Genomic DNA, 16,857 nt, shown 5'->3' with positions numbered 1-16,857 from the left:
CATAAATATCAGGTGACGGACAACCATGACCGAATCAACAACCTCCTCCCCGCATGATGCGGTGTTTAAAACCTTTATGTTCACACCCGAAACCGCACGGGATTTTCTGGAAATACATCTACCAGAGCCGCTGCGCAAGCTTTGCAACCTGCAAACCTTACGCCTGGAACCCACCAGTTTTATTGAAAAAAGTTTACGCGCTTACTACTCGGATGTTTTGTGGTCCGTGGAAACCAGCGAGGGTGACGGCTATATCTACTGCGTGATTGAACATCAAAGCTCTGCAGAAAAGAATATGGCTTTTCGGCTAATGCGCTATGCCACTGCCGCCATGCAGCGTCACCTGGATAAAGGCTATGACAGAGTTCCGCTGGTGGTGCCATTGCTGTTTTATCATGGCGAAGCCTCGCCCTACCCGTACTCACTCAACTGGCTGGATGAGTTTGACGATCCGCAACTTGCCCGGCAGTTGTACACCGAAGCTTTTCCGTTGGTGGATATCACCATCGTACCTGACGATGAGATCATGCAACATCGGCGTATAGCTCTGCTGGAACTGATTCAAAAGCATATTCGCGACCGCGATTTAATCGGTATGGTCGACAGGATCACCACGCTTTTGGTTAGAGACTTCACTAATGACAGCCAGCTACAAACACTGTTTAATTATCTGCTGCAATGCGGCGATACCTCCCGTTTCACCCGCTTTATTCAGGAGATTGCCGAACGTTCACCACTACAAAAGGAGAGATTAATGACTATTGCTGAACGGCTACGGCAGGAAGGACATCAAATTGGCTGGCAAGAAGGTAAAATTGAAGGCTGGCAAGAAGGTAAATTAGAAGGTTTGCAGCAAGGTAAATTGGAGGGTTTGCAGAAAGGTAAATTAGAAGGTTTGCAGGAAGGCATGCATGAGCAAGCCATTAAAATTGCCTTGCGCATGCTGGAGCAGGGCTTTGAACGTGAGATTGTGCTGGCGGCAACCCAACTCACTGATGCTGATATTCCGAACTGTCATTAAAAGGAGAGATTGATGACTATTGCTGAACGGCTACGGCAGGAAGGACATCAAATTGGCTGGCAGGAGGGTAAGATTGAAGGCTGGCAAGAAGGTAAATTAGAAGGTTTGCAGGAAGGCATGCATGAACAAGCCATTAAAATTGCTTTGCGCATGCTGGAACAGGGCATTGATCGTGATCAGGTGCTCGCGGCCACTCAGCTAAGCGAAGCCGATCTGGCAGCGAATAACCACTAATTAACACAGGCCCACAGCCGATCCCCATGGGCCTTTGATATCAATAACTACCTTTTACGCGTGGCCCATTTTTGCCTGATTTAAACATCGCCAGTCGTTGATCCAGGGCATCGCTGTAGAGCATCGTGTCAACGCCAACAGCGACAAAGTTCGCTCCCCACGCCAGGCATTGCTGCGCCATATCAGGAGCCACAGCCAGAAAACCAGCCGCTTTACCCGCAGCACGGATCCGCCGAATGCTGGTTTCAATAATTCGCTGCACTTCCGGGTGCCCGGCGTTATCCGGGTAGCCCAACGACGCAGAAAGATCCGCAGGTCCAATAAACACGCCATCAATCCCTTCGACATCGAGGATTTCGTCCAGGTTATCCAGTGCCGTTTTACTTTCCACCTGCACCAACAGACAAAGCGAATCGTTGACTTGCGCCATGTAATTCTCAATGCGTCCCCATCGCGCAGCCCGTGCCACACTGGCCCCAACACCACGCTCACCGTAGGGAGGATAGCGCGTGGCAGACACCACCTGACGTGCCTGATCGGCAGTATCGACCATCGGGATCAGTAGAGTTTGCGCGCCAATATCCAGGACTTGTTTAATCAGCGGCTTACTGCCTTCCACCGGACGGATCACGGGTTGGCTGGCATAGGGCGCTACCGCCTGTAGCTGGTGATAAAGATCCTGAATGGTGTTTGGCGCATGCTCCCCGTCAATCAGCAACCAGTCATAACCGGAAGTGGCGGCAATTTCTGCCATATAGGCAGTCGTTGAGCTTAACCACAGACCAATTTGCACTTCGCCCTTGCGTAAACGTTCTTTAAAGGGATTGGTTAATAATGCGTTCATCGTGTTCCTTAAACTATTTAATGATGTGCCACGTCGGTCTGCGCAACAGTGCGATTTACACGCAGAGTGAAAATAATCAGCGAACCGATGACCGCCACCGCTGCCAGCGTCAGTAATCCCGCCGCATCACTGGAAAATAACGTTTCTGCTTTCACGCGCAGGATCGGGGCAATAAACCCGCCCACTGCACCAAACAGGTTTACAAAACCAATCCCCGCAGCCAGCGCCGTACCGGAAAGAAGTTGTGTCGGCATCGTCCAGAACACCGGTTGCACGGCAATAAACCCGATGGCTGCAACACACAGTGCTACGATCGCCAGTACTGGAGAAAGCAGCCCGGAGAGACCAATACCAATGCCCGCCGCCAGTAATGTCAGCGCTGCGACATTACGCCGTTCGCCGGTTTTATCGGAGTAGCGCGGAATAAGCCAGGTCCCAAACAAGGCCGCAACCCACGGAATGGCGGTGACCACCGACGCCGTAAAGCCCACTTTTGTCCCCAGCAATGCAGCAACCTGGGTCGGCAGGAAGAAAATTAATCCGTAAACCGCCACTTGAATGGTCAGGTAGATAATCGCCAGTTGCCAGACTCGCCCATTACGCAGCGCATCGCTCAATCGAGAAGTCACTTTCTGTTGTTCTTCACTTGCCAGTTGATTGATAAGCAACGTTTTTTCTTGTTTACTCAGAAAACGTGCCTGCCCCGGTGTGTCATCAAGCCAAAAGAATGTGAATACCCCAGCGCCGACTGCCAGCAATCCTTCAATCACAAACATCCAGAACCAGCCGGGATGCCCCATAAATCCATGCATCTCCAGCAGCGCGCCGGAAAGCGGTGATCCCAGTGTTAACGCCAGCGGTGCGCCCATATAGAACAGCCCCATAATGCTGGCGCGATTACGCTGCGGAAACCATTGCGAAGTGAGATAAATCATACCAGGGAAAAACCCGGCCTCCGCAGCACCAAGCAGAGTGCGAACGATCAGAAATTTCGCTTCAGTATCGGCCCATGCCATGGCAGCCGAAAGAAATCCCCACAGCAGTGTTGTCGTACCAATCCAGGTTCTGGCCCCCAGTTTGCGCATCAAAAGATTCGCCGGAACCCCCAGAAACGCGTATACCACAAAGAAAATGCCTGCTCCCAGCGCATAAGCTTCATTACTCAGCCCGGTATCAATCTGGTAGGTCTGTTTGGCAAAACCAATATTCGAACGGTCGAGAAACGCCAGCACATACAGCGCCAACATAAACGGAATTAAACGCGCGCGGTTTTTCTTCACCACGGCGTCAAGCAAAGCGGTGCTCATAAAAAGCTCCTTAGAATATGTGGGCGTTACCGTTGTCACAGCAACGCCCGGAGTGATTAGTGGCTGTAGGGGCGTTTCAAATTGCAGTCACGATTGAGTTCGACGCCGAAACCGGGTTTATCAAGCACTGATTTATGAATACGACCATTCACCGGTACTGGCTCATTAAGCAGAATCGGATCAAATTGCGGACGCATCGTTGAACAATCCGGGCTGGTCATCAGGAATTCGCTGAATGGCGTATTGGTGAAGGTGATCACCGCATGGTGGGAGTAAACAGACGAACCGTGTGGCACCACCAGTTGCCCCCTGGATTTGGCGATTGCGGCAATTTCCACCAGCGTGGTTAAGCCACCGCACCAGCCAACATCCGGCTGCATAATGTCGATACCGGTTTCTGAAAGCGTACGGAAAGATTGCAGTGTGCCGTGGTGCTCACCGCTGGTGACCATCATCCCCGCTGGTGCGTTGTGTTTCAGTTCGCGATAACCTTCATACTGCTGTGGCGGCAGGCACTCTTCGATCCATTTCAGGTTATAGGGCGCGCAAGCGTGGGCCAGTTTGGTGGCATAATTCACGTCCTGACTCATCCAGCAGTCGAGCATTAACCAGAAATCCTCACCGCATTTTTCACGCATATCCGCGACCATAGCGGCATCTTTGCGGATCCCCGCATCGCCATCATGTGGCCCCCAGTGCGTCGGCATTTTGCCACCGATAAAGCCCATCTCTTTTGCCAGATCCGGACGCGCACCTGTGGCGTAGAACTGAATCTCATCACGAACAGCGCCGCCTAAAAGTTTATAAACCGGAAGCCCGACCACTTTGCCGAACAGATCCCACAGAGCCAGATCGACACAGGAAATCGTATTCATCACCAGGCCACCAGAGCCGGAGTAATACAGGGTGGCATTGAGCATTTGATCGTGGATCAGTTTGATATCACTGACGCATTTACCCTCAATGAAACGGTTAAGATGTTTTTCGACAATAAAACAGCCCATTTCACCGGCTGTCGAAACAGCGAATCCGGTCTGGCCGTTTTCTGCTTCAACTTCAACAATCAACGTGCCAAGAACGTTAATGCCAAATGACTGGCGGGACTGCTCGTATTCGCGGTATTTACTCATCGGGGTGGCAATATGATCATCAATCCAGTGATTCGCCCCCTGGTCGTGATAATCACCGCCGCCAGCGCCTTTTTCTGCTGTCGCACCGCCAGTAAACCAGGCGCGAACCTGTTTGATTTTTGGTAGGGTCATGATGTTCTCCATTGTTATGAGGCCTGTAAGTCAAAGGGACTTTTCCATCCCAACAAACGTGAAATATCCCTGGCACAGGCAATGGCCTTGCCCGCCAGATAATCACGGTATTCTTCATTGATTTGTAAGCGGGTACCGACCACCGAAATCGCAGCGGTAAGCTCGTTATTGGCGTTAAACACCGGCGCAGCGACACAACGGACATCGGCGTAATCTTCGCCGTTGTCATAGCTCCAGCCCTGGCGGCGAATACGCGCCAGTTCTTCGTAGAGCCGTTGTGGATGAGTAATCGTTGTGGGTGTCGCCCGTTCCCAGACCAGCCCTTCGATAATACTTTGCTGTACAGCTGCAGGTTGCCAGGCAAGCAGGCATTTACCTATTCCGGAGCGATAAAGCGAAAGGCTTTTTCCTTCATGGGAACGCACGCTGATAGTGGCTGATGACTCCACTTTCAAAATGTAATAAGCGCTGCCGTTATCAATAATCCCCAGGTGACATAACAGCCCGGTGGTATCCATCAGTTGCGTCAAACGCGGTCGAGCCAGTTCCCGGAGATCCATCTTGCTTAACGCATGACCGGAAAGCTCCACCAGCCTAGTCCACAAACAAAAATTTTCCTGGTGATCAAGGCTAAGAAAACGCTGACGCCTGAGTTCATTAAGCAGCAAATAGGCTGTGCTTTTAGGGATCCCCAATGTGTCAATGATCGTCGCAGCACTACAGGGGCCAATCCGGGCAATCAAATTGAGAATATCAATAGCCCGTGTCAGGGCGGGAACTTTGCTTGATTCCAACATACTGGACTCCAGTCTTAGATACTGGAATCAGTCTCGTTGTTCAGGGGGAGTAAAATTGTGAAGCGCATCAAATCCCGTTTCTCGTCCAGCGGACTGGAGAAATTACGCACAAATTTGTGAATCAGCGCACGGATTTTTTCTTATTGAGTACAACAGGTTGGACAAATTTTGCCGGAGGGGGAATGTGCCGGTGCAGTAAACCGGCACAGAGTGGCGGAATCAGACAGATAAGGTCATGGACTCAACAACCTCAATCCAGCCATGCTCGCTGGCGATGTCCTGGCCGTTTAACCAACGGCGTAGCATATTAAGCGCCATCATTGCGCACACTTCCTGGCGAATAGCCAGACTGTAGCGTGTGGCACTGAAATGTACACGCAAAGCGAAAGTGCCGTCTGGCGTGGCTAGTGCAAAGTTGAGATGCTCATCTTCCAGACCAGAAACAGCCAGTGCCAACCCAGCAAAATGGTTCGCCCGCCGTTCTGTAATCCAGTGCGCAGTTTGCGCCAGGGTTTCCTCCTGTGAAGGAACCACTTCACACGCCAGCAATGGAGCACCTGCGCGAGAAAGTTGCAAAGCCAATAAACCACCGGTGAATTGCTCGCTCAGCGTCAGGCTGAACTGGCGGCTCTGCAATTCGCGACTGATCTGCGCGGGCAGTCCTTCGGTGCCTTCGAAAATCACGCTCTGTCCGGCAACACGTTTAACGTCCAGCCACAGTTTTTCCATCGCCTGTTCCTCGCTTGCCGGTCCGGTGAGTTTCAGTTCGATAATCGGCATTGAGGAGCGATAGCCCATTGTTACGCCCGGCGGCAGTTGTAGAGTGTCCAGGCTTTGTGCCAGATCGCTTTCCGAACGACCAAAGGTAGTCAAACGCAGGCAAACCGGCGGCTGTGGTAAAGAAAAACGCTCGCGCAGGCGCGGCAGGATTTCGTGCTCGACCATCACCTTAAATTCTGACGGTACGCCGGGGGTAAAGAACATCAGGCAACGATTAAGCTGTATGGCAAAACCACAGGCAGTGCCTACCGGGTTATTGATAAATTCAGCACTGGCAGGCAGCTCCGCTTGTTTACGGTTGCTCGGTGCCATTACTCGTCCCCGTTCATGGAAATAGCGTTCCATCTCTTTGAGCCAGGCTTCATGCAGCACCAGGCCTTCACCTTTTGCTGTCGCAGCGGCGAGTGCGCTTAAATCATCACTGGTCGGTCCCAGCCCGCCGTTAACGATCAACACATCGGCGTGCTGACTACGTTCGCGAAGAATGGTGACTAAGTCATCAAGGTTATCCCCCACCGTATTGCGGCGAGATAATGGCAGCCCCTGATGAAAGAAAAAATCGGCCAGCCAGGCAGCGTTAGTGTCAACGATTTGCCCGTGTAACACTTCATCCCCGGTGGATAACATTTCCACTTTTAACATGGTTATCTCCTGCTTTTGTTATCGAATCACTATAACGCAAAGGGAGACAGGGCGTAGTAAGAAACTGAATGGCGCGACAGAACGCCGCGCCGGAAGGCGTCAGAAGCTGGCATTTACCCCAACATACGGACCATCAGCAATGGCGTTATCACGATTGCCATTTTTACCTGCCAGGTTCAGGTAACGGTAGCCAGCCTCAATGCTGACTGGACGCATAATGGTGTAACGCGCGCCAGCATTCGCTTCTTCATAACTTTTAATTCCGCTGGAGAGCGAATCCGGAGAGTAGTAATACTCACCAAACAAGCGGAAGCTGTCACCAATTTGCCACTGCAAACCACCGCCAACTGCCGCTGCATAACCTTCATCACCATCGTTCGGGTTGGTGTAAACGCCTTTTCCGCCAACGGTCGCCATTAATGGCCCGAGAGGCAGATTCAACCCCAGCCCCACGCCCGCGGCATCACCGTCGTCGTCGTTATGTGTCCAGTTACCGCTTAACGCCAGGCCCGTCGATTCAGTCCCAAAACCGACACCAATATTGGTGTATTCTTTACCCGCCTGGCCGCTGATGCTCATTGCATTGACCGATGCAGAAACCAACAGCATTCCGGCCAGACCTGCTAGCGCAATTTTTTTCATTATCCTCTTTCCCACAAGCAATTAATCAAAATTCCCAAAGCTGCGGGATTGTACTGCCTGGCGCAGAGGATTCAATGAGCGAAAAAAGGGATCTAGTCACTTATTGTAACTAAATACTTCTTAAATAATTAAACGCCGAAAAAATAAACACACTTTATCGATACACACAAAAATAATAATAAATGTAGTTATCATCGCAAAAGAGATTACTGTCACTTTCACATATTTCTGAGTTACCGTATTCTCATGGTTTCTTTTTATTTATAAGGAATACCCCTGTGCGACAACGGACTATTGTATGCCCTTTGATTCAAAATGATGGTGCTTATTTGCTGTGTAAAATGGCCGACGATCGCGGCGTTTTCCCCGGTCAATGGGCGCTTTCGGGTGGCGGCGTGGAGCCTGGCGAACGAATTGAAGAGGCACTACGCCGCGAAATTCGCGAAGAACTGGGAGAACAGCTGCTTTTGACAGAAATCACGCCGTGGACCTTCAGCGATGATATTCGCACCAAGACGTATGCAGATGGTCGCAAGGAAGAGATTTATATGATTTACCTGATTTTTGACTGCGTTTCTGCCAACCGAGATGTGAAAATAAACGAAGAGTTTCAGGACTACGCGTGGGTAAAACCTGAAGATCTGGTGCATTATGATTTGAATGTTGCCACCCGAAAAACGTTACGTTTGAAAGGTCTTCTTTAACAATGATGACAGCCATCACTGGCTGTCAGATTGAAAATTTAGTGGTTAACGAATTCCCCATCCAGATAAACTTTGCCTTTTTCCACATGCATGACTAAACCATCCAGATAATCAGGTTTAAATGTCGCATCACGCTTATCTTTAGCAATATATGTCAGGCAATGATTATGGGTAAAAATAACGATATTTTTATCAGGTGCTTTGCGTTGTAAGTCTTTAATTGCACTATAAATCTCATTACCGCATTGAAGAAATCGTTTATCTACCGTCAGCTTTTTACCCGCCGAAAACCAGGTCGCCGACTGAATAGTCCGGACGGTATTACTGGAATAGAGATCAAAATCAGGGATATCAGCACTAAAAGCGTTGCCCAGTTCACGGGCATCCTGGGTACCTTTGACCGTAATACCTGTTTTATCTGACAAGCATTGATTGGTTGAACGATCGCAACGTTCAGCATGGCGAAACAAAACGACAACCGGGTGCTGCTGTGCCAGTCTGGCCAGTGTTTTATTGTCGATGCGTGGCAAACCATTGCTACTCCAGGCGGCATGAGTCCCCAGTCCGGCAATTGCAGCGAGCGCCAGTAAAATGATGAAATATTTTTTTGACTTCAACGAAGATCGGCAAAAAGCTAACACGTAAACTCCACCTGTAGACAAGCGCAACCAGACAATTACCGTGAAATTGAGCGACTTTTCTGGCGATAATTAGCAGTTGGTGTAATATTAAAAATCCTATGATGCCGGCAAAATGCCTCAAAATTTTGCCAAATGCAAAGTCTAAATAAGAAAAAATATAAAAATTTCAATATTTACGTCTAATATTAGTTTCTTAAGGTTAAGTTAATATTCTATCCTTAAAATTTTGCTCCAAATGGCAAAATATACACAACACTCTTTATAGCAAATATAAGTGGACAGGTATTCAATGACGGATGGAAAAACAATGTCAGGATTTTTGCCTTTTTCGCGACCAGCAATGGGCGTAGAGGAACTCGCTGCAGTTAAAGAGGTTCTCGAATCCGGTTGGATCACAACCGGTCCGAAGAATCAGGCGCTTGAACAAGCTTTTTGCCAGTTGACGGGAAATCAGCATGCCATCGCGGTCAGTTCAGCCACCGCCGGAATGCATATCACGCTAATGGCGTTGGAAATTGGCAAGGGCGATGAAGTGATTACGCCTTCCCTGACCTGGGTTTCAACCCTCAATATGATTTCCTTGCTGGGTGCAACGCCGGTAATGGTGGATGTCGACCGCGATACGCTGATGGTCACGCCTGAAGCGATCGAAGCAGCCATTACACCACGCACTAAAGCCATCATTCCGGTGCATTATGCCGGTGCGCCAGCAGATATTGACGCCATTCGCGCCATTGGCGAACGTTACGGCATCGCAGTTATCGAAGATGCTGCCCATGCCGTAGGTACGTATTACAAAGGGCGACATATTGGCGCAAAAGGTACCGCTATTTTTTCGTTTCACGCCATCAAAAATATTACCTGTGCGGAAGGTGGCCTGATTGTTACTGATAATGAAAATCTTGCCCGCCAGCTGCGGATGCTGAAATTTCACGGTCTGGGTGTCGATGCCTATGACAGACATACCTGGGGCCGTGCACCGCAGGCTGAAGTCTTAACGCCGGGCTATAAGTACAATCTGACCGATATTAACGCCGCGATTGCCCTGACACAGTTAGTCAAATTAGAGCACCTCAACACCCGGCGGCGCGAAATTGCCCAGCAATATCAGCAAGCACTGGCAACTCTCCCCTTTCAGCCATTAAGCCTTCCCGCCTGGCCGCACGTTCACGCCTGGCATCTGTTTATTATTCGTGTCGATGAACAACGTTGTGGTATCAGTCGCGATGCGTTGATGGAAGCGTTAAAAGAAAGAGGCATTGGTACCGGGTTACATTTCCGCGCTGCTCACACACAAAAATATTATCGCGAGCGTTTTCCCACGCTGTCGTTACCGAATACCGAATGGAATAGCGAACGCATCTGTTCATTGCCGCTGTTCCCGGATATGACCACCGCCGATGCCGACCGCGTCATCACAGCCCTTCAGCAACTCGCAGGACAATAAGCCATGTTTGAAATCCACCCTGTTAAGAAAGTCTCGGTGGTTATTCCCGTTTATAACGAGCAGGAAAGCTTACCGGAATTAATCAGGCGCACCACCGCAGCCTGTGAATCACTGGGGAAAGAGTATGAAATCCTGCTGATTGATGACGGCAGTAGCGATAATTCCGCGCATGTGCTGGTCGAAGCCTCACAAGCGGAGGGCAGCCATATTGTGTCTATTTTGCTTAACCGCAATTACGGGCAACATTCAGCGATTATGGCGGGATTCAGTCACGTCACCGGCGACTTAATTATTACCCTCGATGCCGATCTCCAGAATCCGCCAGAGGAGATCCCCCGTCTGGTGGCAAAAGCCGATGAAGGTTACGACGTGGTAGGGACTGTACGCCAGAACCGCCAGGACAGCTGGTTTCGTAAAACCGCTTCGAAGATGATTAACCGGCTTATTCAGCGCACCACCGGCAAAGCGATGGGTGACTATGGTTGTATGCTGCGCGCCTATCGCCGTCATATTGTCGATGCGATGTTGCACTGCCATGAACGCAGCACCTTTATCCCGATTCTGGCGAATATCTTCGCCCGCCGTGCCATTGAAATTCCAGTGCACCATGCCGAGCGTGAGTTTGGTGAATCCAAATACAGCTTTATGCGCCTGATTAATTTGATGTACGACCTGGTGACCTGCCTTACCACAACGCCGCTACGTATGTTGAGTTTGCTCGGCAGCATTATTGCGATTGGCGGTTTTAGCATTGCGGTGCTGCTGGTGATTTTACGCCTGACCTTCGGACCACAATGGGCGGCAGAAGGCGTCTTTATGCTATTTGCCGTGCTGTTTACTTTTATTGGCGCTCAGTTTATCGGCATGGGATTGCTCGGTGAATATATCGGCAGGATCTACACCGATGTCCGCGCCCGCCCCCGCTATTTTGTTCAGCAAGTTATCCGTCCATCCAGCAAGGAAAATGAATAATGAAAACCGTCGTTTTTGCCTACCACGATATGGGATGCCTCGGTATTGAAGCCCTGCTGTCTGCCGGTTACGAAATTAGCGCCATTTTTACCCATACTGATAACCCCGGTGAAAAAGCCTTTTATGGTTCGGTTGCCCGACTGGCAGCGGAAAGAGGCATTCCAGTTTATGCGCCGGATAACGTTAATCATCCGCTGTGGGTGGAACGCATTGCCCAACTATCACCAGAGGTGATTTTCTCTTTTTATTATCGCCATCTTATTTGCGATGAGATTTTGCAGCTCGCTCCGAGAGGTGCATTTAATCTGCATGGTTCGCTGTTACCAAAATATCGTGGTCGCGCGCCGCTGAACTGGGTGCTGGTGAACGGTGAAACGGAAACTGGCGTTACATTGCACCGAATGGTGAAACGTGCCGATGCCGGGGCCATTGTGGCACAACTGCGCGTTGCCATTGCGCCAGACGATATCGCCATTACGCTGCATCATAAATTGTGCCATGCCGCGCGCCAGCTACTGGAACAGACATTACCCGCCATTAAACACGGTAATATTCTGGAAATCGCCCAGCGCGAAAACGAAGCCACCTGTTTTGGTCGCAGAACGCCGGATGACAGTTTCCTCGAATGGCATAAGCCGGCATCCGTACTGCACAACATGGTGCGTGCCGTTGCCGATCCGTGGCCGGGTGCCTTCAGCTATGTTGGCAATCAGAAATTCACCGTCTGGTCGTCGCGTGTTCATCCTCATGCCAGCAAAGCACTGCCGGGGAGCGTGATTTCTGTTGCACCACTGCTGATTGCCTGTGGCGATGGCGCGCTGGAAATCGTCACTGGACAGGCGGGCGACGGCATTACTATGCAGGGCTCGCAATTAGCGCAGACGCTGGGCCTGGTGCAAGGTTCACGCTTGAATAGCCAGCCTGCCTGTGCCGCCCGACGCCGTACCCGGGTACTCATCCTCGGGGTGAATGGCTTTATTGGCAACCATCTGACAGAACGCCTGCTGCGCGAAGATCATTATGAAGTTTACGGTCTGGATATTGGCAGCGATGCGATAAGCCGTTTTCTGAATCATCCGCATTTTCACTTTGTCGAAGGCGATATCAGTATTCATTCCGAATGGATTGAGTATCACGTCAAAAAATGTGATGTCGTGTTGCCGCTGGTGGCGATAGCCACGCCGATTGAATATACCCGCAACCCGCTGCGCGTATTTGAACTCGATTTCGAAGAGAATCTGCGCATTATCCGCTACTGCGTGAAGTACCGTAAGCGAATCATCTTCCCGTCGACTTCAGAAGTTTATGGGATGTGTAGCGATAAATACTTCGATGAGGATCATTCTAATTTAATCGTCGGCCCGGTGAATAAACCACGCTGGATTTATTCGGTGTCTAAACAATTACTTGATCGGGTGATCTGGGCCTATGGCGAAAAAGAAGGTTTACAGTTCACCCTCTTCCGCCCGTTTAACTGGATGGGGCCACGACTGGATAACCTTAATGCAGCGCGAATTGGCAGCTCCCGCGCTATTACGCAACTCATTCTCAATCTGGTAGAAGGTTCACCGATTAAGCTGATTGATGGCGGAAAACAAAAACGCTGCTTTACTGATATTCGGGATGGTATCGAGGCGTTATACCGCATTATCGAAAATGCGGGAAATCGCTGCGATGGCGAAATTATCAACATTGGCAATCCTGAGAACGAAGCGAGCATTGAAGAACTGGGTGAGATGCTGCTGGCGAGCTTCGAAAAACATCCGCTGCGCCATTACTTCCCACCGTTTGCGGGCTTTCGTGTTGTCGAAAGTAGCAGCTACTATGGCAAAGGATATCAGGACGTAGAGCATCGTAAACCGAGCATCCGCAATGCCCGCCGCTGCCTGGACTGGGAACCGAAAATTGATATGCAGGAAACCATCGACGAAACGCTGGATTTCTTCCTGCGCACCGTTGATCTTACGGATAAACCATCATGACCAAAGTCGGCTTACGCATTGATGTCGATACCTTTCGTGGCACCCGTGAAGGCGTGCCGCGTCTGCTGGAAATCTTGAGTAAGCATAATATTCAGGCCAGCATTTTTTTCAGCGTCGGCCCGGACAATATGGGCCGCCATCTCTGGCGACTGGTGAAGCCACAGTTTTTGTGGAAGATGCTGCGCTCAAACGCGGCATCGCTTTATGGCTGGGATATTTTACTGGCAGGTACGGCCTGGCCAGGTAAAGAGATTGGTCATGCCAATGCCGATATCATTCGTGAAGCGGCTAAACATCACGAAGTCGGCCTGCACGCCTGGGATCACCATGCCTGGCAAGCCCATAGCGGTAATTGGGATCGGCAAACAATGATCGACGATATTGCACGCGGCCTTCGCACCCTGGAAGAGATTATCGGTCAACCGGTAACCTGTTCTGCCGCTGCTGGCTGGCGTGCTGACCAACAGGTGATCGAAGCAAAAGAAGCGTTCCATTTGCGCTACAACAGCGATTGTCGTGGGGCGATGCCGTTTCGTCCATTGCTCGAATCAGGAACCCCCGGCACTGCGCAAATTCCGGTGACCTTACCCACCTGGGATGAAGTGATTGGTCGGGATGTGAAAGCAGAAGATTTTAACGGTTGGTTACTCAACCGCATCCAGCGAGATAAAGGCACGCCGGTTTATACCATTCATGCCGAAGTTGAAGGCTGCGCTTATCAGCATAATTTTGTGGATCTCCTGAAACGCGCAGCTCAGGAAGGCGTGACATTTTGCCCTTTAAGCGAACTGTTATCAGGGACGTTGCCGCTCGGACAAGTTGTTCGCGGAAATATTGCCGGACGTGAAGGCTGGCTGGGTTGCCAACAAATGGCGGGTAGTCACTGATGAAATCGGTACGTTACCTTATCGGCCTCTTCGCATTTATTGCCTGCTATTACCTGTTACCGATCAGCACGCGTCTGCTCTGGCAACCAGATGAAACGCGTTATGCGGAAATCAGTCGGGAAATGCTGGCATCCGGCGACTGGATTGTTCCCCATCTGTTAGGGCTACGTTATTTCGAAAAACCCATTGCCGGATACTGGATTAACAGCATTGGGCAATGGCTATTTGGCGCGAATAACTTTGGTGTGCGGGCAGGCGTTATCTTTGCGACCCTGTTAACTGCCGCGCTGATGACCTGGTTTACTCTGCGCTTATGGCGCGATAAACGTCTGGCTTTACTCGCCACAGTAATTTATCTCTCATTGTTTATTGTCTATGCCATCGGCACTTATGCCGTGCTCGATCCGTTTATTGCCTTCTGGCTGGTGGCGGGAATGTGCAGCTTCTGGCTGGCAATGCAGGCACAGACGTGGAAAGGCAAAAGCGCAGGATTTTTACTGCTGGGAATCACCTGCGGCATGGGGGTGATGACCAAAGGTTTTCTCGCCCTTGCCGTGCCGGTATTAAGCGTGCTGCCATGGGTAGCAACGCAAAAACGCTGGAAAGATCTCTTTATTTACGGCTGGCTGGCGGTTATCAGTTGCGTACTGACGGTTCTCCCCTGGGGACTGGCGATAGCGCAGCGGGAGCCTGACTTCTGGCACTATTTTTTCTGGGTTGAGCATATTCAACGCTTTGCACTGGATGATGCCCAACATAGAGCGCCGTTCTGGTACTACTTGCCGGTCATCATTGCCGGTAGCCTGCCGTGGCTGGGATTACTCCCCGGTGCACTGTACGCTGGCTGGAAAAACCGCAAGCATTCCGCAACCGTTTATTTGTTGAGCTGGACGATAATGCCGCTGCTGTTTTTCTCCGTCGCTAAAGGCAAATTGCCCACCTATATTCTTTCCTGCTTTGCACCTCTGGCAATGCTGATGGCGCATTACGCTTTGCTGGCAGCAAAAAATAATCCTCTGGCGTTGCGGATTAATGGCTGGATTAACATCGCTTTTGGCGTCACTGGCATTATTGCCACATTTGTGGTCTCCCCCTGGGGACCAATGAACACACCGGTGTGGCAAACCTTCGAGAGCTATAAAGTCTTTTGTGCCTGGTCTATTTTTTCGCTATGGGCATTTTTCGGCTGGTACACCTTAACAAACGTCGAAAAGACCTGGCCTTTTGCCGCGCTTTGCCCGCTGGGGCTGGCGTTGCTGGTAGGATTTTCAATTCCTGACAGAGTCATGGAAGGAAAACATCCGCAATTTTTTGTCGAGATGACACAAGAATCACTTCAGCCAAGCCGCTATATTCTTACTGATAGCGTCGGTGTTGCCGCAGGTCTGGCATGGAGCCTGCAACGCGATGACATCATCATGTATCGCCAGACAGGTGAGTTGAAATATGGCCTTAATTATCCGGATGCAAAAGGGAGATTTGTCAGCGGTGATGAGTTCGCAAACTGGCTTAATCAACATCGTCAGGAGGGGATTATTACACTCGTGCTTTCGGTTGACCGCGATGAAGATATCAATAGTCTCGCCATTCCGCCCGCTGATGCCATCGATCGTCAGGGACGTCTGGTACTCATTCAGTATCGGCCCAAATGATCTGGCTAACATTAGTCTTTGCCAGCTTGCTTAGCGTTGCCGGGCAGTTGTGTCAGAAACAGGCAACCTGCTTTGCGGCGGTAAACAAACGGCGCAAACATATCGTGCTGTGGCTGGGACTGGCGCTGGCTTGTCTTGGCCTTGCCATGGTGCTCTGGCTGCTGGTCTTGCAGAACGTACCGGTAGGCATTGCCTACCCGATGTTAAGTCTGAATTTTGTCTGGGTAACGCTGGCTGCAGTAAAACTGTGGCACGAGCCGGTATCGCTGCGTCACTGGTGTGGGGTGGCGTTCATTATTGGCGGCATTGTGATCCTCGGGAGTACGGTGTAATGGGCCTGATGTGGGGATTATTCAGCGTCATTATCGCCTCCGCTGCGCAATTAAGCTTGGGTTTTGCGGCGAGTCATCTGCCGCCAATGACGCACTTATGGGATTTTATCGCGGCGCTGTTAGCTTTTGGCCTGGATGCCCGGATATTGTTACTCGGGCTGCTGGGTTATCTGCTTTCCGTTTTTTGTTGGTATAAAACACTACATAAACTTGCGCTAAGCAAAGCCTATGCCTTGCTCAGTATGAGTTATGTGCTGGTATGGATTGCTTCAATGGTACTTCCCGGCTGGGAAGGGACTTTTTCGCTGAAAGCACTACTGGGAGTAGCCTGTATTATGAGCGGGTTGATGCTGATTTTCCTGCCCACAACAAAACAACGTTACTGAGTTTTCCCTGCCGCTTTACACTGCCGTTCCCACTCATCGGGGCTATAACAGCTTGCAGAAAGAACTTTCACCGTGTGCAGCTTTTCACGATTAATACAGTAAAGCGCATTCTGCAAAGGCGAGAGTAAATCCCCCACTTTCACGGCGAAGTCACTCTTCACTTCGGCGATCATTTTTATCGCGCCGCCAGCATCGCAGAGCATAAGTACATGTCTGTTATTTTGTTTATTGCAGCACGATTTTTTGACCAGCCATTCCATTGCATTATCCTGTTTGATAAGAGTTTTCACATCAATTTACAGATTAACAGATAAACCTATTATCA

The 16,857-nt window shown here is 50.4% G+C and carries 17 protein-coding genes and 1 pseudogene; 10 read left to right on the top strand and 8 right to left on the bottom strand.

The window, feature by feature from the left end; genetic code table 11:
• The first annotated feature begins 25 nt into the window (after nucleotides 1-25).
• Both ACJHX4_RS05315 and ACJHX4_RS05310 read left to right on the top strand, forming a co-directional pair.
• Nucleotides 26-1,021 carry an ISNCY family transposase gene (locus ACJHX4_RS05315; RefSeq protein ID WP_000140602.1) on the top strand — a complete coding sequence of 332 codons (996 nt, stop codon included), beginning with the start codon at nucleotides 26-28 and terminating at the stop codon, nucleotides 1,019-1,021.
• Nucleotides 1,022-1,255: pseudogene (locus ACJHX4_RS05310) on the top strand (hypothetical protein); the annotation flags it as partial.
• Between the two features lie 40 nt (nucleotides 1,256-1,295).
• On the opposite strand, the gene yfaU reads toward ACJHX4_RS05310, so the two are convergent.
• The 6 genes from yfaU to ACJHX4_RS05280 form a co-directional block, all read right to left on the bottom strand.
• Nucleotides 1,296-2,099 (bottom strand): 2-keto-3-deoxy-L-rhamnonate aldolase, encoded by an 804-nt coding sequence (yfaU, locus tag ACJHX4_RS05305; protein WP_000992982.1) that lies wholly within the window; start codon nucleotides 2,097-2,099, stop codon nucleotides 1,296-1,298.
• A 17-nt stretch (nucleotides 2,100-2,116) separates the two neighbouring features.
• The gene (locus ACJHX4_RS05300; RefSeq protein ID WP_001296249.1) at nucleotides 2,117-3,406 is read right to left on the bottom strand and encodes an MFS transporter; all 1,290 of its coding nucleotides are present in this window, start codon (nucleotides 3,404-3,406) and stop codon (nucleotides 2,117-2,119) included.
• 56 nt (nucleotides 3,407-3,462) lie between these two features.
• Complete coding sequence (gene rhmD / locus ACJHX4_RS05295; RefSeq protein ID WP_001296250.1) at nucleotides 3,463-4,668, bottom strand: L-rhamnonate dehydratase; 1,206 nt, start codon at nucleotides 4,666-4,668, stop codon at nucleotides 3,463-3,465.
• Nucleotides 4,669-4,682: 14 nt separating this feature from the next.
• A complete protein-coding gene (locus ACJHX4_RS05290; protein WP_000894189.1) occupies nucleotides 4,683-5,465 on the bottom strand; it encodes an IclR family transcriptional regulator in 783 nt (260 codons plus the stop codon).
• Between the two features lie 219 nt (nucleotides 5,466-5,684).
• Nucleotides 5,685-6,887, bottom strand: coding sequence for a nicotinamide mononucleotide deamidase-related protein YfaY (locus ACJHX4_RS05285; protein ID WP_000921607.1), 1,203 nt, complete (start codon nucleotides 6,885-6,887; stop codon nucleotides 5,685-5,687).
• A 99-nt stretch (nucleotides 6,888-6,986) separates the two neighbouring features.
• Entirely contained in the window at nucleotides 6,987-7,529 is a 543-nt protein-coding gene (locus ACJHX4_RS05280; protein WP_001296251.1) for a YfaZ family outer membrane protein, read from the bottom strand.
• A 278-nt stretch (nucleotides 7,530-7,807) separates the two neighbouring features.
• On the opposite strand from ACJHX4_RS05280, the gene nudI reads away from it, so the two are divergent.
• Nucleotides 7,808-8,233, top strand: coding sequence for a nucleoside triphosphatase NudI (gene nudI, locus ACJHX4_RS05275; protein WP_001249883.1), 426 nt, complete (start codon nucleotides 7,808-7,810; stop codon nucleotides 8,231-8,233).
• A 38-nt stretch (nucleotides 8,234-8,271) separates the two neighbouring features.
• On the opposite strand, the gene ais is transcribed toward nudI, so the two are convergent.
• On the bottom strand, nucleotides 8,272-8,874 hold the full coding sequence (ais, locus tag ACJHX4_RS05270; protein ID WP_000879110.1) for a lipopolysaccharide core heptose(II)-phosphate phosphatase Ais: 603 nt from the start codon (nucleotides 8,872-8,874) through the stop codon (nucleotides 8,272-8,274).
• A 307-nt stretch (nucleotides 8,875-9,181) separates the two neighbouring features.
• Between ais and arnB the strand changes: the two genes are divergently transcribed.
• Genes arnB through arnF form a run of 7 tightly spaced genes read left to right on the top strand, consistent with a single transcriptional unit; the run spans nucleotide 9,182 to nucleotide 16,532 of the window.
• The gene (gene arnB, locus ACJHX4_RS05265) at nucleotides 9,182-10,321 is read left to right on the top strand and encodes a UDP-4-amino-4-deoxy-L-arabinose aminotransferase (protein WP_000012638.1); all 1,140 of its coding nucleotides are present in this window, start codon (nucleotides 9,182-9,184) and stop codon (nucleotides 10,319-10,321) included.
• A gap of 3 nt (nucleotides 10,322-10,324) precedes the next feature.
• Nucleotides 10,325-11,293: an undecaprenyl-phosphate 4-deoxy-4-formamido-L-arabinose transferase gene (arnC, locus tag ACJHX4_RS05260; RefSeq protein WP_000461638.1), complete on the top strand. Its 969-nt coding sequence runs from the start codon at nucleotides 10,325-10,327 to the stop codon at nucleotides 11,291-11,293.
• Nucleotides 11,293-13,275, top strand: coding sequence for a bifunctional UDP-4-amino-4-deoxy-L-arabinose formyltransferase/UDP-glucuronic acid oxidase ArnA (gene arnA, locus ACJHX4_RS05255; RefSeq protein ID WP_000860311.1), 1,983 nt, complete (start codon nucleotides 11,293-11,295; stop codon nucleotides 13,273-13,275). The genes arnC and arnA overlap by 1 nt, the downstream gene beginning before the upstream one ends.
• The gene (gene arnD / locus ACJHX4_RS05250) at nucleotides 13,272-14,162 is read left to right on the top strand and encodes a 4-deoxy-4-formamido-L-arabinose-phosphoundecaprenol deformylase (RefSeq protein WP_000169713.1); all 891 of its coding nucleotides are present in this window, start codon (nucleotides 13,272-13,274) and stop codon (nucleotides 14,160-14,162) included. The genes arnA and arnD overlap by 4 nt, the downstream gene beginning before the upstream one ends.
• A complete protein-coding gene (gene arnT / locus ACJHX4_RS05245; RefSeq protein WP_000844008.1) occupies nucleotides 14,162-15,814 on the top strand; it encodes a lipid IV(A) 4-amino-4-deoxy-L-arabinosyltransferase in 1,653 nt (550 codons plus the stop codon). Before arnD ends, arnT begins: the two co-directional genes overlap by 1 nt.
• A complete protein-coding gene (gene arnE, locus ACJHX4_RS05240; protein ID WP_000638016.1) occupies nucleotides 15,811-16,146 on the top strand; it encodes a 4-amino-4-deoxy-L-arabinose-phosphoundecaprenol flippase subunit ArnE in 336 nt (111 codons plus the stop codon). Before arnT ends, arnE begins: the two co-directional genes overlap by 4 nt.
• A complete protein-coding gene (gene arnF / locus ACJHX4_RS05235; RefSeq protein ID WP_000523864.1) occupies nucleotides 16,146-16,532 on the top strand; it encodes a 4-amino-4-deoxy-L-arabinose-phosphoundecaprenol flippase subunit ArnF in 387 nt (128 codons plus the stop codon). Before arnE ends, arnF begins: the two co-directional genes overlap by 1 nt.
• Here arnF and pmrD read toward each other — a convergent pair.
• Nucleotides 16,526-16,792, bottom strand: a complete 267-nt coding sequence (pmrD, locus tag ACJHX4_RS05230) for a signal transduction protein PmrD (RefSeq protein ID WP_001296254.1) — start codon at nucleotides 16,790-16,792, stop codon at nucleotides 16,526-16,528. The genes arnF and pmrD overlap by 7 nt on opposite strands.
• Nucleotides 16,793-16,857: the final 65 nt, after the last annotated feature.

Origin of the sequence: Escherichia sp. WS2035, from assembly GCF_046487065.1 — a bacterium.
In the GTDB taxonomy this organism is placed as follows: domain Bacteria; phylum Pseudomonadota; class Gammaproteobacteria; order Enterobacterales; family Enterobacteriaceae; genus Escherichia; species Escherichia coli.
This window is presented reverse-complemented; position numbering and strand designations above follow the sequence as displayed.